Source organism: Arthrobacter sp. PvP023 (assembly GCF_017832975.1).
GTDB lineage: Bacteria > Actinomycetota > Actinomycetes > Actinomycetales > Micrococcaceae > Arthrobacter.
This window is the reverse complement of record NZ_JAFIBI010000001.1, coordinates 3,764,867-3,789,890: the sequence shown is the minus strand read 5'-3', so window position 1 is coordinate 3,789,890 and position 25,024 is coordinate 3,764,867. Positions and strand designations below refer to the sequence as shown.

Below are 25,024 nucleotides of genomic sequence, written 5' to 3'. Positions count from 1 at the left end.
GGGCCATGGAACTACGGGGTTTGGACCTTCAAGGTCTGCAGTTGCAAGGACTTCACCTGCGGAAGACCGGAGGGGGCGGGGCCGGCCGGTTCCGCCGTTTGATGCGGGGGATTGAGCAACTGGAGGCCCTTGACCCGGCCGTCCGGGTTGCCGAGCCGAAGGCCGGCCGCCTGGTCCAGAACGAGCGAGTCCGCAGCTTCCTCCACGGCGATGCAACCGGAATACCACTGCACGGCATCCTCACAGACGTGCCTTTCGGCGCATGGTTCATGGCCATGTTCCTGGACCTGTACCCGGATGAAGGGACCCAGCGGGCGGCAACCCGCCTGATGGGCCTCGGCGTCGTCTCAGCCGTGCCCACTGCGCTGTCAGGATGGGCCGAGTGGGCGTTGGCCGGCCGGGGAACGCAGCGGGTTGGCATCGTCCATGCAGGCTTGAACGCCGCGGCCGTGCTGATCTTTGCCGGATCCTGGGCTGCCCGGCTCCGGGGCAAGCGCAGGCTGGGCGTCGGGCTGGCGAGGTTCGGGGCGCTCGTGGTGATCGCGGGCGCCTTCCTGGGCGGATACATGGGTAGTGCGCGCAGGGGAACCTAGGCCCGCGCTTTCCCCAACTGACTCGCATTTAACGTCGTCATTCGCGGATTTCGCGACGTTAACTGCCAGCTACTTGGGTTGGGGCGGGGGAGTGCGCAGAACCAGGAACTGGTAGTGCTGCGTCCAGTGGCCGGCACCCGGGCCGGATTCCGCCCCCGTGCCCTCCGGCCACGTGACGAATTCCTCAATCTCGCCGTGCCGGCCGAAGATCCGTCGGAGCGCCGCGTCACTGCGCCGGCTGAAGAACCGCGGCGGCTGGATCTCGTCTTCGGGGTTGATCACCTCTTCATCGTCCCCGGACCAGAGCCCGACGGCGATCGGCGCCCCCGGCGCGGCTACCCGCACCAGTTCACGGACGACGTCGTCGATGTCCGTGTTGGGGATGTGCAGCAGGGTGCTCATGGTCCACACCGCCGGGAAGACGCCGTCGGCGAAGGGCAGGTTCCGCGTGCTGGCGACCGAGACATTCAGTCCCTTGGCCGTGGCGATGCGCACCTGCTCTTCGGAGATGTCCACGCCCGTGTAGTGGATGCCGGCCTGGACGAACTTCAGCCCGTCGATCCCCGGACCCGAACCGATCTCCAGCACGGCGTGCCTGCCTTCGGCCTTCAGCCGCGCAATGAACCGCTCCCGCTGCTGCACCCGCTGTGGCGTCAGCGGGTGCTCCGGATGAAGGACGGCGCGCTGGTTGTAGAACGCGGCCAGCCGGTCCTCCCCGCTGTGGTGCTGTGCTCCGGGGTCCCCGCTGGCCGCCGTCACGTCCTGCCCGGCCTAGTTGAAGACGACGGTGCGGTTTCCGTCCAGCAGCACCCGGTGCTCGGCGTGCCATTGGACGGCCTGGGCCAGGGTGCGGCCTTCCACGTCCCGGCCCATCTGCACAAACTGTTCTGCCGTGCGGCGGTGGTCCACGCGGATGACTTCCTGCTCGATGATGGGCCCTTCGTCCAGCGCAGCCGTGACGTAGTGCGCAGTGGCGCCGATCAGCTTCACGCCGCGGGCATGGGCCTGGTGGTACGGCTTCGCACCTTTGAAGGACGGCAGGAACGAGTGGTGGATGTTGATGGCCTTGCCGGTGAGCTCGGTGCACAGCTCGTTGGACAGGATCTGCATGTAGCGGGCCAGGACGGTCAGCTCGATGTCTTCCTCTGCGATGATTTTCCGCAGCTGGTCCTCGGCCCGGACCTTGGTGTCAGCGGTGACCGGAATGAAGTGGAAGGGAATGCCGTAAAACTCCGCCAGCCCGGCCAGGTCCTCATGGTTGGACACGATGGCGGGGATTTCGATGGGGAGCGTGCCGGAGCGCTGGAGGAACAGCAAGTCGTTGAGGCAGTGGGCAGACTTGCTTGCCATCAGCAGCGTCCGGACCTTCCGGCCCGCGGGGTTCAGGCTCCACTGCATGCCGAAGGCCACGGCCACCGGCTCCAGCGCAGCGTGGACGTCTGAATGCGAAGCGGCAGTGGTGACCTCCACCCGCATGAAGAACGTGCCGGTGGTCTGGCTGCCGTACTGCTGCGAGTCCGTAATGTTGCATCCGGCCACAAGCAGTGCGCCCGCTACGGCATGCACGATGCCGGGCCGGTCGGGGCAGGAGAGGGTCAGTACGTAAGCGGAGGAAAGCTGGTCTTCAGTCACGAAGAACAGCCTACCCGCGCCGGAGGCAGCGCCCTCAACGGGGTTCCGACGGAATTCGGAAGGGTTTTGATAGTCTTAACCGGTCGCAACTGGCGTTGGATGGCTAACCATCAGGGAGCGGCACTGACGAAGACCACGGATCGTACGCCTGGGCCGAGGGTCATGTTTTGCCGGACGGCAGTTTAACCGCTGCCACACCCTGGCGTTGCCTTGCCCGTAACCAAGGGGCGGAGCCGCGTCACAGCCGGTAGCCTGACCTTAGCAGCGCCCATCCCTAGCCAGGAGTTCTTCGTGACCACTTCACCGACTTCCGTCAGCACTTCCTCGACCGTCAGTAACCTGCCGCTGGCTGAGCTCGACCCCGAGATCGCCGCCGTACTTGACCAGGAGCTTGGCCGCCAGCGCGGCACCCTGGAAATGATCGCCTCCGAAAACTTCGCCCCGCGCGCTGTCATGGAAGCCCAGGGCTCCGTCCTGACCAACAAGTACGCCGAGGGCTACCCGGGCCGCCGCTACTACGGTGGCTGCGAATACGTGGACATCGCCGAGCAGCTGGCGATCGACCGCGTTAAGGACCTGTTTGGCGCCGAGTACGCCAACGTCCAGCCGCACTCCGGTGCACAGGCCAATGCAGCAGCGCTCTCCGCCATGATCACTCCCGGCGACAAGATCCTGGGCCTCTCCCTGGCCCACGGCGGCCACCTGACGCACGGCATGAAGCTCAACTTCTCCGGCAAGCTGTACCAGGTAGCCGCGTACCAGGTGGAGCAGGACAACTTCCGCGTCGACATGGATAAACTCCGTGAACAGGCAATCGTCGAGAAGCCCCAGGTGATCATCGCCGGCTGGTCCGCCTACCCGCGCCACCTGGACTTCGCAGCCTTCCGCTCCATCGCCGATGAAGTCGGCGCGCTGCTCTGGACCGACATGGCCCACTTCGCCGGCCTGGTGGCCGCGGGCCTGCACCCGAGCCCGGTGCCGCACTCCGACGTCGTCACCTCCACTGTGCACAAGACCCTCGCAGGCCCCCGCTCCGGTGTGATCCTGGCCAAGCAGGAATGGGCCAAGAAGCTCAACTCCAACGTCTTCCCCGGCCAGCAGGGCGGACCGCTCATGCACGTCATCGCCGCAAAGGCCGTTGCCTTCAAGATCGCCGGCACCGCTGAGTTCAAGGAGCGCCAGGAGCGCGTCCTCGAGGGCGCCAAGATCATCGCCGACCGCCTGAACCAGGCTGACGTCGCAGAAGCAGGCGTCTCCGTGCTCACCGGCGGCACCGATGTGCACCTGGTCCTGGTGGACCTGCGCAACTCGCAGCTGGACGGCCAGCAGGCCGAAGACCTCCTGCACTCCGTGGGAATCACCGTGAACCGCAACGCTGTTCCGTTCGACCCCCGCCCGCCGATGGTCACCTCCGGCCTGCGCATCGGTACCCCGGCACTGGCCACCCGCGGCTTCGGCGCCGAGGAATTCACCGAGGTGGCCGAGATCATCGCCACCGCCCTGAAGGCCGGCTCCGCCACCGACATCGAGGCCCTGCAGGCCCGCGTGGACAAGCTCGCCGCCGACTTCCCGCTCTACCCGCAGCACGAACAGTGGTGAACCGGGCCATGGCGCAGACCGCGAAGATCCTTGACGGAAAGGCCGCCGCTGCCGCCATCAAGTCCGAGCTGGCTGAGCGTGTCGCCAAGCTGAAGGCCCGCGGAGTCACTCCGGGCATTGCCACCGTGCTCGTGGGCGCGGACCCTGCCTCGCAGCTGTACGTGTCCATGAAGCACAAGCAGTCCGTAGAGATCGGGATGAACTCGATCCAGCGTGAGCTTCCGGCGGATGCCACCCAGGCCCAGGTTGAGGCCCTCATTGACGAACTCAATGCGGACCCAACCTGCCACGGCTACATCGTGCAGCTGCCGCTGCCCAAGCACCTGGACACCGACGCCATCCTTGAACGGATTGACCCCGCCAAGGATGCCGACGGACTGCACCCGACCAACCTTGGCCGGCTGGTGCTCAATGTCAGCGGCGAGATCACCTCGCCTCTGCCGTGCACGCCCCGCGGCGTCATCGAGCTCCTGGAACGCAACGGTTACAGCCTCTCCGGCAAGCACGTCGTTGTGGTCGGCCGCGGTGTCACGATCGGCCGCACGATCGGGCTGCTGCTCACCCGGCGGTCCGTGAACGCCACTGTGACCCTGACGCACACAGGGACCGAGAACCTCTCGGAACTCCTGCGGCAGGCGGACGTAATTGTGGGCGCGGCAGGTGCCAAGCACATCGTCAAGGCTGCGGACGTCAAGCCCGGTGCGGCACTGCTCGACGTCGGCGTCACCCGTGAAACGGATCCTGAGACGGGCAAGAGCAAGGTCCACGGAGACATCGATCCCGCAGCTGCCGAGGTAGCGGGCTGGATTTCGCCGAACCCCGGCGGCGTCGGTCCCATGACCGTGGCGCTGCTGATGACCAACGTGGTCGAAGCCGCGGAACGCAAACTGGCAGCGGAAAGCGCCGGGACCGCCTAGCCCTGCCACCTTGAAGGAACGCCGCAGGGCGCCTGCTCCCCAGGGAGCAGGCGCCCTGCAGGCTTTAAGCGGAGGCCTTGCGGCACTACCCCGGGGCGCTTGCCGGCAATCCACATCGAATGGATTTTTTGAGATCCAACTCTTTCTTTGTTCGAACGTGCGTACTAACGTTGTGAGGGTGCCTGAACTTGTGTCCAACGAAGAACTCTCCAACAAACAATCCCGCAGCCAGCACCGGGGCGACCAGATGCAGTACGTCATCACCGCCGAAAACCTCACCAAGACGTACGGCGACGTCACCGCCGTCGACGGCATCTCGTTCAGCGTTCCAGCCGGCGAGGCCTTCGGACTGCTTGGCCCCAACGGGGCAGGCAAGTCCACCACCATGAAGATGATCGGCGGGGTTTCCCAGCGCACCTCCGGAAACCTCTCCATCATGGGGCTGGATCCGGAAAGCCACGGCCCGGAAGTCCGCGCACACCTTGGCGTTGTGCCTCAGCAGGACAACCTCGACGAAGAGCTCAAGGTCCGCGACAACCTGCTGGTCTACGGCCGTTACTTCGGACTGCCCATGAGCTACCTGAGGCCCAAAGCAGATGAACTGCTGGAGTTTGCCCAGCTCACGGACAAGGCAAAATCCAAGGTAGACGCCCTCTCCGGAGGCATGAAACGGCGGCTGACCATTGCGCGCTCGCTGATCAACGAACCGCGGATCCTGCTGCTGGACGAGCCCACCACCGGTCTGGACCCGCAGGCCCGGCACATCCTCTGGGACAGGCTCTTCCGGCTCAAGGAACAGGGAGTCACGCTCATCCTCACCACGCACTACATGGACGAGGCGGAACAGCTGTGCGACCGCCTTATCGTGGTGGACAAGGGACGCATCATGGCGGAGGGCTCGCCGTCGAGCCTGATCCGTGAATACTCCACCCGGGAAGTCCTGGAGCTGCGCTTCGGTTCCGAACGGAACGCCACGATCGGTGCTGAACTTGAGGGAATCGGAGAACGGCTGGAGACGCTACCGGACCGCGTGCTGATCTACGCGCACGACGGCGAGGCGGCGCTGGAGCAGGTGTCTGCCCGCGGCCTGCGCCCCCTCACGTCGCTGGTGCGGCGGTCATCACTGGAGGATGTCTTCCTCCGCCTCACCGGTAGGAGCCTCGTTGACTGAGCACGCCGCGCCTTCCGTGGCAGACGCCGGAGGCCGCGGAGCTGCCGGACCTGCCGCGCTGCGCGCCCATTCGCCGGCCGTGTCAGCTGCCCGGGCCCGCCGCTGGGGATCCTTCTACTACGCCGAGCAGGTCCTCCGCGTCATGAAGGGCTACGGCTGGACCATCGTGATGTACGGCGTGGGCCAGCCCGTGGCCTATCTGTTCGCCATGGGGGTGGGCCTGGCCACGCTCGTGGATACCAGCAGCGCTGCCGCGTTCGGCGGGGTCAGCTACCTGGCATTCATCGCCCCTGCGCTGTTGATCTCCGCGGCGGTCATGACGGCCGCCAACGAATTCACGTTCCCGGTCATGGACGGCTTCAAATGGCGGCGCGTCTACTACGGGCCGCATGCCTCCCCGCTCACGCCTGAGCAGATCGCGTCCGGCCACATCATGGCCGTGACCCTGCGGTTCCTGCTGCAGTCCGCCATCTACTTCGTGGTGGTGGCGCTCTTCGGTGCCGCACCCAGCGGCTGGGGCTGGGTATCCATCCTGGTCGCTACCCTGGCAGGGCTCTCCTTCGGCCTGCCGCTGATGGCCTATGCCGCCTCCATCAAGGAGGACAAAGGCCAGTTCGCCATGGTGATGAGGTTTATCGTGACACCGTTGTTCCTCTTTTCCGGAACCTTTTTCCCGCTCGACACCCTGCCCCTCGCGGTGCGGTGGATCGGCTGGATATCCCCGATCTGGCACGGCACCGAACTGGGCCGCGTCTTCAGCTACGGCTATGAGGAACCACCGCTGCTCACCATCCTGCACCTCGTCTTCCTGGTGGGCCTCGCCGTCGCGGGATGGATGCTCACCAAACGCCAGTTCGTAAGGAGGCTGGGGCAATGAGCATCCTGGCTGAAAGTCGCGACCCGGGAAGCCACAGCGTCGCCGAGGCGGCGCGGAACCGCCATTTCGGGCCGTTGTACTCGCGCAACGTCAAGGCCGTCATAGCCCGGGGCCTGATGGCCACCAAGAGCAGCAACTGGATGGTGATGCTCTCCGGCTTCTTCGAGCCGGTGCTGTACCTGATCTCCATGGGGGTGGGTCTGGGCGCCATCGTGGGGGCCGTCCAGGGGCCCGGCGGCCAGGAAATCAGTTACGCCGCCTACATTGCACCTGCGCTCCTGGCGGTGTCCGCAATGAACGGCGCCGTGTATGACTCCACGTGGAATGTCTTCTTCAAGATGAACTTCGCCAAGTTGTACCAGGGCATGCTCTACACCTCGCTGGGCCCGCTGGACGTGGCGATGGGGGAGATCTTCCTGGCTTTGTTGCGGGGCCTGCTGTACGCCACCGGGTTCACCGCCGTCATGGGCGTCATGGGCCTGATCACCACACCGTGGGCCATCCTGATGATTCCCGCGTCAGTGCTGATCGCCTTCGGTTTCGCCAGCTTCGGGATGGGGATCACCAGTTTCATGAAGACCTTCCAGCAGATGGACTGGATCAACTTCGTGATGTTGCCGATGTTCCTCTTCAGCGCCACGTTCTACCCGCTGAGCGTCTACCCGCAGTACATCCAGTGGCTGATCCAGGCCATGCCGCTGTGGCACGGCGTGGAGCTGCTCCGGCAGATCAGCGTGGGGATATTCACCCCTGCAACCGCCATCCACGTCGGGTACTACGTGGTGATGATCGTGCTGGGTGTCATGCTTACCGCCGGGCGCCTGCGCAAGCTGTTCCTCAAGTAACGTTCGCCCCGGGTGGAAGCGTCCACTTGCCCGCTTCGGCATTTGAGACAATGGACCCATGCGAACTTTGGGTAACCCTCACTCTGCGTCCAACCCGGCCAAGGGCGGGTTCTCCATGCTGCGAATCAGCGGCCCGGGAATGATGGTGTTTGTCGTCGCCTTCGTGGTGGCCGTCATCTTTGCCGCCAACCAGAACGACGTCGTCGGCTGGGTTGTGGCGGTCATTGCCGGCTTCTGGCTCGCGCTGGCAGCGTTCGTCGTCTTCAGCATCCAGAAGGCAGCGAAGAAGGCGACCGCCAAGCTGAACGAGGCGCAGAACGCCTTCAACGCCGCGACCGGCCGCGCGCCGTCATCAGGCAGTGCCGACCACGGCGGCACCCGACTGGTCCGGACCCGCAGTGAATCTGAAGAGGTCCGTGACATGAAGCTGGACCACTCCTTCAAGATCGTCCAGGTCCAGGTGCGCGTCGTCGAGCAGGAACGGGCCAAGGATGCCGCCGCGGACCAGGACACCATCCGCCGCGCCCTGGAAACCATCGAAATCACGGCCACCAATGCCAGGGACATGATCAAGTCCTCCGGTGGTGCTGACGAACCTGTCAGCGGAACCATCATCGACTAGAGTGGAGCGGGTGAGCTCGGCATTGAAGAAGGACCACCTTCGCATCGCATCAGTCAACGTCAACGGCCTCCGCGCTGCCTACCGGAACGGCATGGCGGAGTGGCTTGAGCCACGCGAGGTGGACATCCTTTGCCTGCAGGAGGTCAGGGCGCCGGACAAGATCGTCCGTGAACTCCTGGGCGAGGGCTGGTTCGTCCTTCATGAAGAAGCCGAAGCCAAGGGCCGCGCGGGCGTGGCCATTGCCTCCCGCACCGAGCCGCTGGCCACCCGTCCGCACATCGGGGACGACTACTTTGCCACCGCCGGCCGCTGGGTCGAGGCTGACTTCCGCGTTACGGACGCCGCGGGTGCCCCGGTCCAGCTGACGGTAGTGAGTGCGTACGTTCACTCCGGCGAGGCCGGGACCCCCAAGCAGGACGACAAGTTCCGCTTCCTGGACGTCATGGAGAGCCGCCTTCCCGAGCTGGCAAAGCACAGCGACCACGCCCTCGTGGTGGGTGACCTGAACGTGGGCCACACGGAGCTGGACATCAAGAACTGGAAGGGCAACGTCAAGCGGGCGGGCTTCCTCCCCGAGGAACGTGCGTACTTTGACCGCTTCTTCGGCGAAGACATCGGATGGAGGGATGTCCACAGGGGCCTGGCGGGAAACGTCGACGGCCCCTACACCTGGTGGTCCCAGCGCGGCAAGGCCTTTGATACCGACACAGGCTGGCGCATCGACTACCACATGGCCACTCCCGCCCTCGCCGCCGCAGCCATTTCGGCGACAGTGGACCGGGCACCGTCATGGGACACCCGCTTCTCCGACCACGCACCGCTGGTAGTGGACTACCAGCTCTAAGCCCGAAGGTTTTTCTCACAATGACTAGCTCGACTTCCACGGTGACCAAGAAACGCATCCTCTCCGGTGCCAAGCCCACAGCGGACTCGCTGCACCTGGGCAACTACATCGGCGCCGTCCGCAACTGGGTAGACATGCAGGCTGAATACGACGCCGTGTTCTTCATTCCTGACCTCCACGCCATCACCGTTGATTTCGAACCGGCGGAACTGGCCAAGCGCACCCGTGTGGTGGCTGCCCAGTACATTGCGGCGGGGATCGACCCGGACAAGAGCATCTTCTTCGTCCAGTCCCATGTCCCCGAGCACGCGCAGCTGGCCTGGGCGCTGAACTGCATCACCGGTTTCGGCGAGGCCTCACGCATGACGCAGTTCAAGGACAAGACGCAGAAGTCGGGGGCGGACTCCGCAACCCTGGGCCTGTTCGCCTACCCGACCCTGATGGCCGCGGACATTCTCCTGTACCAGACCGACCTCGTCCCGGTCGGCGAGGACCAGCGCCAGCACCTGGAGCTGACCAGAAACCTGGCCCAGCGCTTCAATACCCGCTTTGGCCACACGTTCACGGTGCCCGAGGCCACGATCCTCAAGGCCACCGCCAAGATCTACGACCTCCAAAGCCCGACTGCCAAGATGTCCAAGACAGGCGGGTCGCCCCACGGTTCCATCCAGCTCCTGGAGGACCCCAAGATCGCCGCGAAGCGCATCAAGTCCGCAGTAACTGACACCGGAACGGAAATCCGGTTCGACGCCGAAGCCAAGCCGGGGGTTTCCAACCTCCTCACCATCTACTCGACGCTCACCGGGAAGTCCGTGCCCGAGCTCGAAGCCGAATACCAGGGCAAGATGTACGGCCACCTCAAGAAGGACCTCGCGGACGTTATGGTGGACTTCATCACGCCGCTCCGGGACCGGACCAATGAACTGATGGCGGATCCGGCGGAGCTGGACCGGCTGCTGGCCCAGGGTGCCGAACGTGCCCGGGAAATTGCCTCCGTGACGCTCGGACAGGTCTATGAGCGCATGGGCTTCCTGCCGTCCCTCACCCTCGCAGGAGTCCGCTAGGCCCATGTCATCAGCCAGCAAAGTCACTGCAAACGAAAACTCCCCTGCATACCGCGGAGAGGGAAAATTCGTTGACGCCAATGATGACGCTGCCATGGTCCGGGGCACAGCGCCGCGTAAGCGCCCGACCCGGACCGACGAGATGAGCGTTGGTGTCATCCTGGGCTTCCCGCCGGATATTGCCCAGGAACTGCAGCGCTGGCGGGCCTCGTTCGGGGACCCGATGGCCGGCGTCATTCCCGCGCACATCACACTGGTCACCACCACGCCCACCAAGGACTGGGAGGCCACCCGAAGCCATGTCCGCGAAATTGCACGCAGGCAGGAACCGTTTACGGTCACCATTGCGGGGACGGGCTCGTTCCGTCCCGTGTCCCCGGTGGTCTTCCTGAACGTTGAAGACGGCTTCGGCCACTGCGTGAACCTGCACGAACAGCTGCAGACCGGGCCACTGGAACGCGAGCTGCCGTTTGCCTACCACCCGCATGTGACCATTGCCCACGATGTGCCGCCGGAGAGCCTGGATGAGGCCGAAACGGTGCTCAAGGATTACCGGGCCACATTCCCTGTGGTTAGCATGGGGCTGTACGAGCATGACATCAACGGCATTTGGCAGCTACGGGAAGAACTCGACTTTGGCATCGAAACTGACCACACCCGAGGCGCGTCCGGCAAAGACGGTTCAGGCGGCCCAGACGGCAACTGAGCCTCCTCTTCCCACGGAGCGCGCCCGGCTGAAGCTGGAAGTGAGCCGGAAGAAGGTCGAGTGGAGCAAGGCGCGCAGGTCCGGCAGCGGCGCCGCGGCCGGCCTGTCCGCCATGTTCCAGTGGCTGCTTGCGCGGCTCAATGCTTTCCGTCCCATGCGTGCGTTCCAGCACTACAACCTGCAGCACGGTCCGCTCATGGCGGCCGGTATCGGCTTCAGGATGTTCTCCTCCATCACGGGTCTGCTGGCCACCGGCCTTTCGCTGGCCGGCCTCGTCCTCAGCGGACAGCCGGCCCTGCTGGACCAGGTGATCAGGAGCGTGGCCAAGGCTGCGCCGGGTCTGATGAAGGTCGACGGCGGCGAGGGACTGGTGGATCCCTACGAGCTGCTGAACCCTTCCGGCCTGGGCTGGGCCGCCGTGATCGCCGCGGTGGTGACGGTTTTCACCGCCCTGGGCTGGATCAGCGGCATCCGCGACGGTGTGCGGGGCATGATGCAGCTCGGCCCGCGGGGGATTAACCCGGTCCTGCAGATACTGCGGGACGTCGGTACCTTGCTGCTGCTTGGCGTCGCACTGGTGCTGAGTGCGGCCGCCTCCTTGATTTTCGGCACCGCAGCCGGGTGGGTCACTGAGCAGCTGCACCTGGACCCGGTGATGGCCTGGCCGCTGACCACGGCCATCAAAGTGGGCGTGCCACTGGCCCTTGGCTGGGTGACCGCCCTGATCATGTTCCGGCTGGCGGCGGGCCTGAAACTTACCCGGCGGGCATTGCTTGAAGGAACCATCCTGTCGGCTGTGGGAACCACTGTGCTCCAGATCTTCAGCACTGAGCTGCTTGCCAGCGCCGGACGCAACCCGATTCTCGCACCGTTCGCGATCATCATCGGGCTGCTCATCTGGTTCAACCTGGTCAGTCAGGTCTATTTGGTGTCAGCGGCCTGGTCGGTCGTCAGGGAAGAGGACCTGAAGACTTCGGAGCTACCCCGAAAGAGGGTCCTGGGTTCGCGCCGCCTGCCTCCCCAGACCTGACGGGCGCCGCAGCCTAAGGCGCAGCCACCAATCCCTCCCAGGCCACCGTCCAGTCGGCCGGGAATCCCGGGGCATGCCGCCCGGGGCCGTTGTCCCAGCCTGCCGCCATCAATGCCGCGGCGGCAAGGAGTCCGCCGTTGCCGGGCAGATAGAGCGGCAGGGAATCCGTTTGGCGGTTATGGCCGTTGGGGAGCGCAACGTTCTTGCCGGCAGCCAGCAGCAGGGAGTCGACGGCGGTCTCCGGGTCTTCGAGGCGGGCGGCGGTCATGGCCATGACCGGGTAGTCCCAGCCCCACGTGCTGCCCCAGTCCCAGCCGGCCAGGACGTCGGCGAGCGTTGCCCGCATGATGTCCTTGTCGATCAGGTCGGTCTGCGGCAGGACCCCCAATGCGCAGAGCATCGAGGGGTGGTCGGTGCGGATCGTGAAGGGTTCCACATCGATCGCAGCGTAGACGCCGTTGACGATGCGCGGGGACACCAGGCCGTCGGCAACTTCTGTCCAGGCTCCGACGGGTTCGAGCCCCAGCCGTTCGCGCCACTCGGATGCGACCCTGAGACCCCACTGCCAGTAGGCAAGCTCGAAGGTGGGGTTCGTGACCGTGGCACGCATCGATCCGTAGCTTTCCTGGGCGGGAACCAGGGGCGGCCCCAGTTCGAACCCGCGGGCCGTCGGGTGGGCGAAGCTGGCCATGAAGGCGGCGGATTCGAAGACTATCTCGGCGAACTCCTCCAGAACGTCCCGGGAGGGGTTTGCCCGGTAGGCGAGTTCGGACAGGTGGATTGGGTGCGGTTGTTGCCAGATCAGGAATGTCCCGATGGGGCTGGGGCTCTCCCTGCCGTCGGGGCCTACCTGCTTCGGCCAGCGAACGCCGTCGAATCCCTGGGCCTTTGCGGTCCGGCGCGAGCTCTCCAGGACGGTGGAGTACCACCGCAGCGACGGAAGCAGGAGCTCCGAGCGGTTCCAGAGGGCAAAATGCGCCGCGTGCCACCAGTGCATTTCCAGGTGAAAGCGGCCGCGCCAGGAATTGCAGACCAGCCCCGTTTCCTGCGGTGGCAGTGACCCCGAGCAGTTGATGGCCGTGAGGTACTGGGAGAGGACGATCCGCCGCTCCAGCTCCTTCGCCCTGGGATCGTCGGCCGCGGCAAGCTCGATTGCCCCGCCCGAGGTCCAGAACCGGGGCCAATAGGCCTCCGACGCGGTGATGACATTGCTGCCCGTGGAAAGCCCGACGGCGGTCCCGCCTGCAGCCCTCCGTCCCGGTGTGGAGGCTGCCCGCGTCAGCCTGTTGTTGCCCCGTGGAATGCAGTCGCCGTCTCCGGCGGAGATGAAGCCGATGGAGAGATCAAGAACGTCAGGATTGTCCCGGCCACCCGGTGCCTCCGGAACGATCCGGAAGCCGTGAGGGCCGGTCTGTTGCATGCTCACGTCCCGCCCCGAAATCACCACGTGGTACCGGGCGTTGTCGAGTTGGCGGCGGACCGTCCAACTGGCCGCTCCGGGATCCGCGGCCGGCGCGTCCGGACCCTCCAGGAAGCTGCTGTGGGCGTTCTCGCGGTTCCAGTCGGCGGCGTCGTGCCACGCTTCTGAGCCGTAGGGAAAGCTGACGCCAACCGCCAGGCCCTTCGCGAGAGCGGGTGATTCCACCCGGACCCCGAGTTCGTCGCGATCGGGGTGGCACGCGGTGGTAACCGTCACCGGGTGGCCGGCCAGCGTGAAGCGGCTGGTCACTACTCCCGTCCACAGATCGAGCGTTTGCCCGGTTCCGGAAATGTCGGCTGCGGTGAGGGCCCGCTCTGACCCGTCGTCCATCCAGCGGAAGCCTATGCGTGCCAGGTCGAGGCGGTGGGGGTTGGCCCGGAGCCAGGTTTCTGCCCGGGAGGTGTCCGTCTCGCGATCATTGACGATGTCGCCGGCCATGTCCACGTACGGAACAGGTCCACGGGGCGAGTCGTAGAGGACCGTCGATCCGGCGAGCCCGTACAGGTGGGGAGGAGGACTGGCATGCCATCCCCACTGCGCCTGCGTGCCGAGCAGTGTTCCCGGCGGCAAGTCACCGCGTGCCCCCACCGGGTATGCATCCGGCAGCGATTGCAGTCCGGTCAGGTCCACGGTGAAGGCGAACTCCCCGTTGCCGACGGACACCGGGCTTTGCGGATCGAGATGGTCCTGCCGGACGTTGTGCCGGCGGACGAGTGCTTTCCTGTCGATGGCCACGGCGGGTGTGGTGGCGGATTCCGGTCGGTCGCTGATGCTCTGGCTGTGCACGATGCACGCCCTCCTGGTGCTGTCTGCTGTGACTGCGGCTGGTTCTGATCCGGTCAGGTGCGTCTCGGCTTCGTCGGTACGGGGAGCCGTCCGTGGATGGGAAAGAATCCGTGGATGGGAAAGAAGACGGATGGGCACGCAGCCACCCAAGAAACCGATTTCCGAAACGATTCAATAGTTGTCGCCCCGACGGCCCGTGTCAACCCGTGCGGCAGGCGGGGGGTCTATTGACGCTGAAGAGGCCTCTTGATACGTTTCAGGAACCGCTTTCTGACATCTTAAGGACGTTTACCCAATGGCGCGTAAATCTATCCGAACCTTTCGTAAGGCAATTGCCGTGGCTTCCGTGCTGAGCCTGCTCGGCCTCACTGCTTGTTCCAGTCCGTCGGCCACCCAGCCCGAGGACGGCAATGTTGAAATACGCTTCTCCTGGTGGGGCAACGCCGGCCGCGCCGAGCTGACCAACAAGGCCATCAAGGAGTTCGAAGCCGCCAACCCCACCATCAAGGTGAAACCTGAGTACGGGGACATCAGCGGCTACTTCGACAAACTGGCCACGCAGATGGCCGCCAACGATGCACCGGACGTGATCACCATGGGCGGCGCCTATCCGGCCGAGTACGCCAACCGCGGCGCACTGCTGGACCTCTCCAAGGTCGGCCGCTCCCTGGACCTCTCCAAGACGGACCAGGGGGCCCTGGAAAACGGCCAGGTGCAGGGCAAGCAGTACGGGGTCTCAACCGGCGCCAATGCGCTGGCGATCGTCGTGAACCCGGGTGTCTTCCAGGCCGCCGGCGTTGCGCTTCCGGATGACAGCACGTGGACCTGGGATGATTTTGCCACGCTGGCTTCCGACGTGACAGCCAAAAGCCCCAAGGGCACCTACGGGACGGCAACGGTCCTCACCCATGATTCGCTGGACGCCTTTGCCCGCCAGCGCGGCGAGTCGCTTTATACCCAGGACGGACAACTCGGCCTCAGCAAGGAGACGGTGCAGGATTACTTTGACTACTCCGTGAAGCTGAGTGAGTCGGGGGCTGCGCCGACCGCTTCGGAGACGGTGGAGAAGCTCAACGTCAGCACCGAACAGACATTGATGGGCATGGGCAAGGCCGGCATGATGCTGACGTGGAGCAACTCCCTCTCCGCACTCAGCAAGGCCTCGGGCGCGGAATTGAAGCTCCTTAAGCTCCCCGGTGAAAGCCCGACCCCAGGCATCTGGCTGCAGTCTTCACAGTTCTACACGATCTCGGCTCGCAGCAAGCACACCGATGCCGCCGCAAAGCTGGTGAACTTCCTGGTAAACGATGCGTCCGCCGCCAGGATTATCCAAAGCGACCGCGGCGTGCCCAGCAACTCCGGCATGCGCACTGCCATCCAGGACATGCTGACACCGCAGGGCAAGATCGAGGCCGCCTACATCGACCAGATCGGCAAGATGGACTTTGCGCCTACCTTCATTGGTCCCACCGGTTCAACAGCCGTCGCTGAGATCACGGCCCGCATCAACACCGATGTCCTGTTCAAGCGGCTCTCGCCGGAAAAGGCTGCGGAGCAGTGGATCAGCGAAAGCAAGGCGGCCATCGGCAAGTAGCCCGCCGCTAGCGGTTGGCGTCGAGGTACTGGTCGGCCCACGCGGAAATGATCTTCGCGGCCCGGGCGGCCTGGCCCTTGCCGGTCAGCAGGTGGTCGCTGCCTTCCAGCGACACGAAGCTGCGCGGGTGCCGCGCCGTCTGGAAGATGGTGCTGGCATTCTCGATCCCGACGGTGTTGTCCGTGGGGGAGTGCAGGACCATCAGGGGCTTCCCGAGCCGCTTGATGCAGTCGGTCAGGTCCGCATTCTCCAGGTCCTCCACGAAGTGCCGGCGGATCTCCACACGCTTGCCGCCCAGGTCCACCTCCGCGCTGCCTTCGCTGAGGATCCGGTCCAGCGCCGCATCAAACACATGGGCCACGTGCTTGGGCGAGAACGGGGCTCCCACGGTGGCCACGGCGTCAAGTCCGGGAATTTCCTTTGCCGCCGCCAGGACGGCGGCTCCGCCGAACGAATGCCCCACCAGCAGCGAGACCGGCCTTCCTTCGGCGCGCATGAACTCCGCGGCCTTGACGGTGTCCGCTACCTTGTGGCTGAAGGAACCTTCGGACCAGTACCCGGCGGAATCGCCCAGCCCCAGGTTGTCGAAGCGGAGCATCCCCACCCCGTTGTCGGCCAGCGCCTTGCACATCCTGGACGCCGACGGGCTGTCCTTGCCCAGCGTGAAGCCGTGCGAGAACACACCCCAGCCCTTCACCGGGCCTTCCGGCATGTCAATGATGCCGGAGAGCAATTCGCCGGTGGATCCTTCGAAGCTGACTTTTTCGGAGCGGGACATGCGGACCCTTTCGTAGGGGGCGGGGCGGTAACGTGCCGTGAAACGACGACGGCGCCCCCACCTGAAAGGTGAGAGGCGCCGTCGTCGTGGTTTTCGTGGTTAGCGGGTGCTAGATCTTGCGGGAGAGGATTGCCTGCTTGACCTCTGCAATGGCCTGCGTGACCTGGATGCCGCGGGGGCATGCTTCGGTGCAGTTGAAGGTGGTGCGGCAGCGCCACACGCCTTCCTTGTCGTTGAGGATCTCCAGGCGCATGTCGCCGGCGTCATCACGGGAATCGAAGATGAAGCGGTGGGCGTTGACGATCGCTGCCGGGCCGAAGTACTGGCCGTCGGTCCAGAAGACCGGGCAGGAGGACGTGCACGCGGCGCACAGGATGCACTTGGTGGTGTCGTCGAAGCGCTCACGGTCCTCGGCGGACTGCAGGCGTTCCTTGGTGGGCTCGTGGCCCTTGTTGATAAGGAACGGCATGACTTCGCGGAAGGACTGGAAGAACGGCTCCATGTCCACGATCAGGTCCTTCTCCACCGGCAGGCCCTTGATGGGTTCCACGGTGATGGGCTTGGTCGTGTCCAGGTCCTTCAGCAGGGTCTTGCACGCGAGGCGGTTGCGGCCGTTGATGCGCATGGCATCGGAACCGCAGACGCCGTGGGCGCAGGAACGGCGGAAGGAGACGCTGCCGTCAATTTCCCACTTGACCTTGTGCAGGGCGTCCAGCACACGGTCGGTGCCGTACATGGTGACCTTGAAGTCGTCCCAGGTGGCTTCCTCGGAAACCTCAGGGTTGTAACGGCGCACGCGCAGGGTGACGTCGAACGTCGGGATCTCTCCGCCGCCTCCGATGTGCGCGGGCAGTTCGATCTTTGAGGCTGGCTCAGCAAGTTCGGCGGACATCTTAGTACTTCCTCACCATCGGCTCGTAGCGGGTAAAGACAACCGGTTTGGTGGCCAGGCGGATGCCGGCAATTGCTTCTGCAGAGCCGTCAGCCGGGGCGTGGTCGTCCTTGTACGCCATGGAGTGCTTCATGAATTTTTCGTCGTCACGTTCCGGGAAGTCCTCGCGGAAGTGTCCGCCGCGGGACTCCTCCCGGTGCAGGGCTGCAACGGTCATGACCTTGGCCAGTTCGAGCAGGAAGCCCAGTTCAACGGCCTCGAGCAGGTCAAGGTTGAAGCGCTTGCCCTTGTCCTGGACGCTGATGCGCTTGTACCGCTCCTCGAAGGACTCGATGTCCCTGAGGACCTGGTTCAGCGTGTCAGCCGTGCGGAACACCTGCATGTTGGCGTCCATGGTGTCCTGGAGTTCCTTGCGGATCACGGCCACCTTCTCGTCGCCGTTGCCGTTGCGGGCAATGTCCAGCAGTTCGATGGTGTACGCCTCCGGGTCGGCCGGGAGGTCCACGAAGTCAGCCGTCTTGGCGTACTCCGCGGCGGCGATGCCGGCGCGCTTGCCGAACACGTTGATGTCCAGCAGGGAGTTCGTGCCCAGGCGGTTGGAGCCGTGAACCGAAACGCAGGCCACTTCGCCGGCCGCGTAGAGGCCCGGCACCACGGTGTCGTTGTCCTGCAGGACTTCGGTGGTGATGTTCGTCGGGATGCCGCCCATGGCGTAGTGCGCCGTCGGGAACACCGGAACCGGCTCCGTGTAGGGCTCAACGCCGAGATAGGTACGGGCAAACTCGGTGATGTCCGGCAGCTTGGCGTCGATGTGCGCCGGCTCCAGGTGGGTCAGGTCGAGGAGCACGTAGTCCTTGTTCGGTCCACACCCGCGGCCTTCGCGGACCTCGTTGGCCATGGAGCGGGCCACGATGTCACGCGGTGCAAGGTCCTTGATGGTGGGGGCGTAGCGCTCCATGAAGCGCTCACCCTCCGAGTTGCGGAGGATGGCGCCTTCGCCGCGCGCGGCTTCCGACAGCAGGATGCCCAGGCCGGCAAGGCCGGTCGGGTGGAACTGGAAGAACTCCATGTCCTCCAGGGGAATGCCGCGGCGGAACGCGATGCCCATGCCGTCGCCGGTCAGGGTGTGGGCGTTGGACGTGGTCTTGAAGACCTTGCCAGCGCCGCCGGAGGCGAAAACCACCGACTTGGCCTGGAACACGTGCAGCTCGCCGGAAGCGAGGTCGTAGGACACGACGCCGGCAACACGCTTCTGCTTGTAGGGCGTGCCGTCTTCGCGGACTGCGTCTTCCTCGACCGTCAGGAGATCCAGGACGTAGTACTCGTTGTAGAACTCAACGTTGTGCTTGACGCAGTTTTGGTAGAGCGTCTGCAGGATCATGTGGCCCGTGCGGTCAGCGGCGTAGCAGGCCCGGCGGACGGGGGCCTTGCCGTGGTCACGGGTGTGGCCGCCGAAGCGGCGCTGGTCAATCCGGCCCTCCGGCGTGCGGTTGAACGGCAGACCCATTTTTTCCAGGTCCAGCACGGCGTCGATGGCTTCCTTCGCCATGACCTCGGCCGCGTCCTGGTCCACCAGGTAGTCGCCGCCCTTAATGGTGTCGAATGTGTGCCACTCCCAGTTGTCTTCCTCGACATTGGCCAGTGCCGCACACATGCCACCCTGCGCCGCACCTGTGTGCGAGCGGGTGGGGTAGAGCTTGGTCAGTACTGCTGTGCGCGCGCGCTGACCGGATTCGATCGCGGCGCGCATGCCAGCGCCACCGGCACCGACGATGACGACGTCGTACTTATGGACCTGCATACCAGACGCTCTTTCTCTCAAAATTCGCTATAAAACCACGGGCGGGCGGAGCCTGCACCGTAAAACCGTCGGCCCGCTCAGTGCGGGCACGGCTGATCCCCCCGGGAGGACGGTGCCGCTAGGCTGCGGGGCAGAAGCCGCCGGGCAGCGGTACGCCGTTGACGTCCAGCGGGCACGGGTTGAAGGTGAAGATCACCAGGGTGCCCAGGATGATGATGACAGCCGTTGCGGCGTAGAGGACGATCTTCAGCCAGAAACGCGTGGAATCCTTCTCGGCGTAGTCGTTGATGATGGTGCGGACGCCGTTGGTGCCGTGCAGCATGGCAAGCCAGAGCATGGCCAGGTCCCAGAACTGCCAGAACGGATCGGCCCACTTGCCGGCCACGAAACCGAAGTCAATGGCATGGATGCCCTCGCCCACCAGGAGGTTGACGAAGAGGTGCCCGAAGATCAGGACTACCAGGACAACGCCCGAAAGCCGCATGAACAGCCAGGCAGCCATTTCGAAGTTGCCCTTCGACGCGCCGCTGCGGCGGTACTTGGGGGCAATCAGCCCTGCGCCCGGTTTCCCGCCGTCTTTTCCGCTGCGGGGACTCTGAATGGTTGCAGTCATGGCTTAGTGACCTCCAAAGGCGAGGGAAAGGTGGCGGATGGAGAAGCCCACCATGACGATGACCCAGAGAATCAGGACCGTCCACAGCATTTGGCGCTGGTACTTCGCGCCCTTCTTCCAGAAGTCGACGGCGATGATCCGCAGGCCGTTGAAGGCGTGGAACACGATCGCTGCGACAAGGCCCGTTTCACCCAGGGCCATCAGGGGGTTCTTGTAGGCGCCGATCACGGCGGTGTATGCCTCGGGGGACACGCGCACCAATGAGGTGTCCAGCACATGGACCAACAAGAAGAAGAAAATCACTACACCGGTAATGCGGTGTCCAACCCAGGACCACATGCCTTCACGGCCGCGGTACAAGGTGCCAGCTGGTTTTGTCGGCACTGAATAAACCTCCCTGCAACACAGCGGCGCTGGCATGGGATCCACGCGGGGGGAACGCCTGCTGCGAGAGCACTCGTAAGCTCAAGCCTAAATCTAGGCTTCGCTCACAGCTTATTCAATTCAGGAACTCCTTGGTGACGCCTCCCCGCGCGGTTTTTGCGCATTTTTGAGACGAACGCCACATTGTGGCTGTCCCGGGGGCGTCGGCCAAAGCGCATCTGCCGGTGTCGGGGCGGTGGTCGGCTAAAGTAGGCCGTGATGAGTACAGACATAGTGACAAGCCGGAATTCACCGCTGGACCGTTTTATTGCGGTAATTCCTGCAGGCGGAGTGGGGACCCGCCTCTGGCCCCTGTCACGTGCAGCAGCCCCTAAATTTCTTCACGATCTCACCGGTTCAGGCAGCACGCTGCTGCGGGCGACCTACGACCGACTGGAACCGCTTGCCGGTAAAGGCGTGCTGGTTGTTACCGGCGTTGCCCACCGGAATGCCGTGTGCAGCCAGCTCCCGGAGATCCAGGAGTCCGACCTGGTGCTGGAAAGCGAGCCCAAGGACTCCGGCGCGGCCATCGGACTCGCGGCCGCCATCCTGTACCAGCGGGATCCGGAGATCATCATGGGCTCCTTCGCCGCGGACCAGGTGATCAGCCCCGACGACCTCTTCCAGGACGCGGTGCGCGAGGCCATCCATACGGCTGCGGCCGGCAAGATCGTCACTATCGGCATCAAGCCCACGCACCCGTCCACCGGATTCGGCTACATCCGTGCGGGCCAGAAGCTGTCGATTGCGAACGCCCCGAGCGCGCAGGCCGTAGTGGAATTCGTGGAAAAGCCCAGCGAGGACGTTGCCCAGCAGTACGTGGACAGCGGAGAGTACGTCTGGAACGCGGGTATGTTCGTTGCTCCGGTGTCGCTGATGCTGAAGCACCTCGAAGCGAACCAGCCTGAGCTCTTCAAGGGGCTCACGGAAATCGCGCAGGCCTGGGACACTCCGGAGCGCGACGAGGTTACCGCCCGTGTCTGGCCCACCTTGCCGAAGATCGCCATCGACTATGCGGTGGCAGAGCCTGCCGCAGCTGCCGGGGACGTCGCCGTCGTGCCGGGAACTTTCCGTTGGGACGACGTCGGCGACTTTGCCTCCGTGGGCCGGCTCAACAGTGCGAAGGAAGTGGACGATGTGACCGTCCTCGGTGAAGGCGCCCGCGTGTTCACCGAAAACGCCAGCGGTGTGGTTGTCACGGACACCAAGCGCGTCATCGCGTTGATCGGCATCAAGGACGTTGTCATCGTTGACACTCCGGACGCCTTGCTGGTCACCACCATGGCGCACTCCCAGCGGGTCAAAGCAGCCGTGGACGCGCTCAAGGCCAGCGGCGACACCGACGTCCTCTAGAACGGACCCGGCAAACCCTATTCAGCCCAGTCTCACCGGCACCCGCCGGGAAGACTGGGCTGAGCCGTTCCAGACGCCGGGAGCCGGCTCCCGGATACGTAACCTCCGACGCTGATGCGGGTATTCGGGGCAGCCTCGCTAGAGTTGTTTTGTGCGCAATTACACTACTGAAGCCGAGCCCACCGCCCTCGTGGGGCCGTGGCTGGAGCCGCTGCTGCCGGAACTGATCGATTTCCGCCGTGACCTCCATGCGCATCCTGAACTGTCCTTCAAGGAGTTCCGGACCACGAACAAGCTGGCGGAACGGCTTGAGGCCGCCGGGCTTAGGCCGCGCCGGCTTGAAGGCACGGGCCTCACCGTCGACGTCGGTGAGGGCCCCATTGCCACCGCCCTCCGCGGGGACATCGACGCCCTCCCTATCATTGAGGAAACCGGGCTTCCGTTCGCGTCCAAGAACCACGGTGTCACCCATGCCTGCGGGCACGATGTGCACACCACCACCATGCTGGGGATCGCCCTCGTGCTGCACCGCATGCACCAGGAATCCCCGCTGGGGGGCACGGTCCGGATCATTTTCCAGCCTGCCGAGGAGACCATGCCCGGCGGAGCGCACTCCTGCATCGAGCAGGGCGTGCTCGACGGCGTGCCGCGCATCCTTGCCCTGCACTGCGATCCGCGTATCGAGGTGGGCAAGATCGGAACCCGGATCGGTGCCATCACCTCGGCGTCGGACACCATCAGGATTGAGCTGTCCGGACGCGGCGGCCACACCTCTCGACCCCATCTCACCGAGGACCTCGTTTTCGCGCTGGCGCAGATCGCCGTCAACGTGCCGGCCGTGCTGTCCCGCCGCGTGGACGTTCGCAGCGGCGTCTCCGTGGTGTGGGGACACATCTCGGCCGGCTCCGCGCCGAATGCCATTCCGGGCACGGGCTATATGGCAGGCACCATGCGCTGCCTGGACCGCGACGCCTGGCACAGCGCAGGCGAACTCCTGGACGAAGTGGTCCATCAGGTTGCCGGGCCCTACAACGTGGACGTCCGGCTGGAGCACACCCGGGGCGTTCCGCCGGTGGTCAACTCCGAACATGAGACGGCCATCATCGAGGCAGCCGCGCGCGCTGAAATCGCTGAAAGTGCCGTGGTCCTCACGCCCCAGTCCATGGGCGGGGAGGATTTCGCCTGGTTCCTGGCCGAGCTGCCGGGCGCGATGATGCGGCTTGGCACCAAGACTCCCGGCGGCGAGGAGTACGACCTTCACCGGGGCGATTACATCCTGGACGAGCGTGCCCTGGGGTACGGCATCCAGGTCCTCACCGCGGCAGCGCTCCGCACCATCCGCGACCTCTAGCCCCACCCCGGGCGCGAACGGACAGTTGAGGCCCCGAACCGGGGCCCTAACTGTCCGTTCGTGTTTTAGCCGGCGGATAAGTTGTGCACAATTTAATTGTGCGATATCGTTTTTGATATGACCGACGCTCCCAGACTCAACCGCCAGGTGTGCTTTGCGCTCTACTCCGCATCGAAGGCGGCCACGGCTGTGTACCGGCCCATGCTGGATGAGCTTGGCCTGACCTATCCCCAGTACCTCGTCATGCTGGTGCTCTGGGAAGAGCAGCCCCGCAGCGTCCGCGAACTGGGGGAGGAGCTGGGCCTGGACTCGGGCACCCTCTCCCCGTTGCTGAAAAGACTCGAATCGCTGGGGCTGGTGGAGCGGCGGCGTTCGGCCGAGGATGAGCGCCGGGTGGAGGTCTTCCTCACGGACTCCGGCACCGCACTGAGCGCCCGGGCCACAGCCATTCCCCAGCAGCTCGCAGATGCCGCCGGCCTGTCCGCGGCAGAGCTCGACCAGCTCCGGGAAACCCTGGGCAGGCTCACGGCGGCCCTCCACTCCTCCCGCTAGCAGGGTTTCGGTCGAACAGAATTTCCATCCAACAGAACGGAACCACGTGAAGACTCTCTATACAGCTGAAGCACTCGCCTCGGGCGAAGGACGGGACGGGAACGCCCGCACTAAGGACGGCAGGCTTGACGTCACCCTGGCCAGCCCGGTTGAACTGGGCGGCAACGGCCAGGGCACCAACCCCGAACAGCTGTTCGCTGCCGGGTACGCCGCGTGCTTCCACTCAGCCCTGCGCCTGGTGGGCCGTCAAGAAAAGGCCGACCTGACGGACTCCGCAGTGGCAGCGAAGATCCACTTCGGTGCACTTGGGGACGGTGTGGGCTACGGCCTGGCCGCTGAACTCGAAATTGCCTTGCCCGCCCTGGACCTGGCGACGGCGGAGGCGCTGGTGGCCAAGGCGCACCAGATCTGCCCCTATTCCAACGCCACCCGCGGCAACATCAACGTAGACATCAAGATTCTGGAGGTGGCCGCATGAACGCCAACACCACAACCCTTCCCCGGACAACCCGAGAGATCCAGCTGGCATCCCGCCCGCACGGCCGGCCCGTCCCGGAGAACTTCCGTCTGGCCGAGTCGGAGCTCCCGGAACTGCAGGACGGCCAGGTCCTGGTCCGCAACCAGTTCATCTCCGTCGATCCCTACATGCGCGGCCGCATGAACGACGTCAAGTCCTATTCAGCGCCGTTTGCGCTGGATGCAGCGCTCGACGGCGGCGCCGTCGGTGAGGTGATCGCGTCCCGGTCCGAGGAACGCAAGGTGGGGGACGTCGTCGTGCATTCACTCGGCTGGCGCGAATTCGCGGTGCTTGATGCCGCGGCCACATCCCTGGCGCATACCGACCTGGCGCCCGCGTCGGCATTCCTCGGAGCCCTGGGCATGACCGGCCTGACGGCTTACGCGGGCCTCCTGAAGGTTGCTGATTTCAAGCCCGGAGAAGTGGTCTTTGTTTCCGGCGCCGCGGGTGCGGTCGGTTCGCTCGTGGGACAGATTGCCAAGGCGATGGGCGCGTCCCGGGTTATCGGCAGTGCGGGGTCGCCGGAAAAGGTGGCGCGGCTGCTGGAGCTTGGCTTCGACGCCGCGTTCAACTACAACGACGGCCCGGTTGCCGGGCAGCTCGCAGCGGCAGCGGGGGAGCGCGGGATCGACGTGTACTTCGACAACGTCGGCGGTGAACACCTTGAAGCAGCACTGTCTGCACTCACGGTGGGCGGCCGCGTGGCCATGTGCGGCGCCATTGCGCAGTACAACTCGACCGAACCGTCTGCCGCCCCCCGTAACCTCATGCAGGCCATTGGCAAGCAGCTGACCCTCAAGGGATTCCTGGTCGGCGGCTATTGGCAGCACATGGATGAGTTCGTACAGACTGTGTCCGCCTGGGTTGCTGACGGCACCGTGCGCTACGACGAGACAGTCGTGGACGGCCTGGAAAATGCCCCGCAGGCTTTTATGGACCTCCTCGACGGCGCCAACACCGGGAAAATGCTGGTCCGAATCTAGG

26 protein-coding genes are annotated in these 25,024 nt (G+C 64.9%); 17 read left to right on the top strand and 9 right to left on the bottom strand.

The features are described from left to right. Positions 1-11: 11 nt before the first annotated feature. A complete protein-coding gene (locus tag JOE31_RS21625) occupies positions 12-233 on the bottom strand; it encodes a hypothetical protein (RefSeq protein ID WP_245199237.1) in 222 nt (73 codons plus the stop codon). Between the two features lie 15 nt (positions 234-248). Here JOE31_RS21625 and JOE31_RS21620 point away from each other — a divergent pair, with 15 nt between their 5' ends. After that, positions 249-593, top strand: coding sequence for a DUF2231 domain-containing protein (locus JOE31_RS21620; protein ID WP_245199236.1), 345 nt, complete (start codon positions 249-251; stop codon positions 591-593). Positions 594-662: 69 nt separating this feature from the next. Here the strand turns inward: JOE31_RS21620 and JOE31_RS17230 are convergent, their stop codons facing one another. Further along, the gene (locus JOE31_RS17230) at positions 663-1,352 is read right to left on the bottom strand and encodes a class I SAM-dependent methyltransferase (protein WP_209746672.1); all 690 of its coding nucleotides are present in this window, start codon (positions 1,350-1,352) and stop codon (positions 663-665) included. Between the two features lie 12 nt (positions 1,353-1,364). Next, positions 1,365-2,225, bottom strand: coding sequence for a formyltetrahydrofolate deformylase (gene purU, locus JOE31_RS17225; RefSeq protein WP_209746670.1), 861 nt, complete (start codon positions 2,223-2,225; stop codon positions 1,365-1,367). Between the two features lie 291 nt (positions 2,226-2,516). On the opposite strand from purU, the gene glyA reads away from it, so the two are divergent. The 10 genes from glyA to JOE31_RS17175 all read left to right on the top strand — a co-directional run bounded on the left by glyA (position 2,517) and on the right by JOE31_RS17175 (position 11,900). After that, positions 2,517-3,824, top strand: coding sequence for a serine hydroxymethyltransferase (glyA, locus tag JOE31_RS17220; protein WP_307864440.1), 1,308 nt, complete (start codon positions 2,517-2,519; stop codon positions 3,822-3,824). A gap of 8 nt (positions 3,825-3,832) precedes the next feature. Beyond that, positions 3,833-4,741, top strand: coding sequence for a bifunctional methylenetetrahydrofolate dehydrogenase/methenyltetrahydrofolate cyclohydrolase (locus tag JOE31_RS17215; RefSeq protein WP_209746668.1), 909 nt, complete (start codon positions 3,833-3,835; stop codon positions 4,739-4,741). 247 nt (positions 4,742-4,988) lie between these two features. After that, the gene (locus tag JOE31_RS17210) at positions 4,989-5,912 is read left to right on the top strand and encodes an ABC transporter ATP-binding protein (protein WP_209748558.1); all 924 of its coding nucleotides are present in this window, start codon (positions 4,989-4,991) and stop codon (positions 5,910-5,912) included. Further along, on the top strand, positions 5,905-6,789 hold the full coding sequence (locus JOE31_RS17205; protein ID WP_354298657.1) for an ABC transporter permease: 885 nt from the start codon (positions 5,905-5,907) through the stop codon (positions 6,787-6,789). Before JOE31_RS17210 ends, JOE31_RS17205 begins: the two co-directional genes overlap by 8 nt. Further along, positions 6,786-7,634 (top strand): ABC transporter permease, encoded by an 849-nt coding sequence (locus tag JOE31_RS17200; protein ID WP_209746666.1) that lies wholly within the window; start codon positions 6,786-6,788, stop codon positions 7,632-7,634. Before JOE31_RS17205 ends, JOE31_RS17200 begins: the two co-directional genes overlap by 4 nt. Positions 7,635-7,692: 58 nt before the next feature. Then, positions 7,693-8,256, top strand: coding sequence for a hypothetical protein (locus tag JOE31_RS17195; RefSeq protein ID WP_209746664.1), 564 nt, complete (start codon positions 7,693-7,695; stop codon positions 8,254-8,256). A 10-nt stretch (positions 8,257-8,266) separates the two neighbouring features. Then, positions 8,267-9,100 (top strand): exodeoxyribonuclease III, encoded by an 834-nt coding sequence (locus JOE31_RS17190; protein ID WP_209746661.1) that lies wholly within the window; start codon positions 8,267-8,269, stop codon positions 9,098-9,100. A gap of 20 nt (positions 9,101-9,120) precedes the next feature. Next, complete coding sequence (gene trpS, locus JOE31_RS17185; RefSeq protein WP_011690983.1) at positions 9,121-10,164, top strand: tryptophan--tRNA ligase; 1,044 nt, start codon at positions 9,121-9,123, stop codon at positions 10,162-10,164. 94 nt (positions 10,165-10,258) lie between these two features. Beyond that, on the top strand, positions 10,259-10,870 hold the full coding sequence (locus JOE31_RS17180) for a 2'-5' RNA ligase family protein (RefSeq protein ID WP_209748554.1): 612 nt from the start codon (positions 10,259-10,261) through the stop codon (positions 10,868-10,870). Further along, complete coding sequence (locus JOE31_RS17175; RefSeq protein ID WP_209746659.1) at positions 10,800-11,900, top strand: YihY/virulence factor BrkB family protein; 1,101 nt, start codon at positions 10,800-10,802, stop codon at positions 11,898-11,900. Before JOE31_RS17180 ends, JOE31_RS17175 begins: the two co-directional genes overlap by 71 nt. 13 nt (positions 11,901-11,913) lie before the next feature. On the opposite strand, the gene JOE31_RS17170 is transcribed toward JOE31_RS17175, so the two are convergent. Continuing rightward, positions 11,914-14,166: a hypothetical protein gene (locus tag JOE31_RS17170; protein WP_209746657.1), complete on the bottom strand. Its 2,253-nt coding sequence runs from the start codon at positions 14,164-14,166 to the stop codon at positions 11,914-11,916. Between the two features lie 295 nt (positions 14,167-14,461). On the opposite strand from JOE31_RS17170, the gene JOE31_RS17165 reads away from it, so the two are divergent. After that, positions 14,462-15,760 carry an ABC transporter substrate-binding protein gene (locus tag JOE31_RS17165; RefSeq protein WP_209746655.1) on the top strand — a complete coding sequence of 433 codons (1,299 nt, stop codon included), beginning with the start codon at positions 14,462-14,464 and terminating at the stop codon, positions 15,758-15,760. A gap of 7 nt (positions 15,761-15,767) precedes the next feature. Here JOE31_RS17165 and JOE31_RS17160 read toward each other — a convergent pair whose 3' ends face one another. The 5 genes from JOE31_RS17160 to sdhC form a co-directional block, all read right to left on the bottom strand. After that, positions 15,768-16,538: a S9 family peptidase gene (locus tag JOE31_RS17160; protein WP_209746653.1), complete on the bottom strand. Its 771-nt coding sequence runs from the start codon at positions 16,536-16,538 to the stop codon at positions 15,768-15,770. Between the two features lie 109 nt (positions 16,539-16,647). After that, a complete protein-coding gene (locus JOE31_RS17155) occupies positions 16,648-17,430 on the bottom strand; it encodes a succinate dehydrogenase iron-sulfur subunit (RefSeq protein WP_011690989.1) in 783 nt (260 codons plus the stop codon). Between the two features lies 1 nt (position 17,431). Further along, a complete protein-coding gene (gene sdhA, locus JOE31_RS17150) occupies positions 17,432-19,231 on the bottom strand; it encodes a succinate dehydrogenase flavoprotein subunit (protein ID WP_043479322.1) in 1,800 nt (599 codons plus the stop codon). 118 nt (positions 19,232-19,349) lie between these two features. Next, entirely contained in the window at positions 19,350-19,844 is a 495-nt protein-coding gene (locus JOE31_RS17145) for a succinate dehydrogenase hydrophobic membrane anchor subunit (protein ID WP_209746651.1), read from the bottom strand. Positions 19,845-19,847: 3 nt separating this feature from the next. Then, positions 19,848-20,228: a succinate dehydrogenase, cytochrome b556 subunit gene (gene sdhC, locus JOE31_RS17140; protein ID WP_081818859.1), complete on the bottom strand. Its 381-nt coding sequence runs from the start codon at positions 20,226-20,228 to the stop codon at positions 19,848-19,850. Between the two features lie 258 nt (positions 20,229-20,486). Between sdhC and JOE31_RS17135 the strand changes: the two genes are divergently transcribed. The 5 genes from JOE31_RS17135 (at position 20,487) to JOE31_RS17115 (ending at position 25,023) form a co-directional block, all read left to right on the top strand. Continuing rightward, entirely contained in the window at positions 20,487-21,620 is a 1,134-nt protein-coding gene (locus JOE31_RS17135; RefSeq protein WP_209746650.1) for a mannose-1-phosphate guanylyltransferase, read from the top strand. A 151-nt stretch (positions 21,621-21,771) separates the two neighbouring features. After that, entirely contained in the window at positions 21,772-22,971 is a 1,200-nt protein-coding gene (locus JOE31_RS17130; protein ID WP_209746647.1) for an amidohydrolase, read from the top strand. Between the two features lie 117 nt (positions 22,972-23,088). Beyond that, the gene (locus JOE31_RS17125) at positions 23,089-23,523 is read left to right on the top strand and encodes a MarR family winged helix-turn-helix transcriptional regulator (RefSeq protein WP_011690995.1); all 435 of its coding nucleotides are present in this window, start codon (positions 23,089-23,091) and stop codon (positions 23,521-23,523) included. A 46-nt stretch (positions 23,524-23,569) separates the two neighbouring features. Then, positions 23,570-24,001 (top strand): organic hydroperoxide resistance protein, encoded by a 432-nt coding sequence (locus JOE31_RS17120; protein ID WP_209746645.1) that lies wholly within the window; start codon positions 23,570-23,572, stop codon positions 23,999-24,001. After that, complete coding sequence (locus JOE31_RS17115; protein ID WP_209746643.1) at positions 23,998-25,023, top strand: NADP-dependent oxidoreductase; 1,026 nt, start codon at positions 23,998-24,000, stop codon at positions 25,021-25,023. Before JOE31_RS17120 ends, JOE31_RS17115 begins: the two co-directional genes overlap by 4 nt. Position 25,024: the final 1 nt, after the last annotated feature.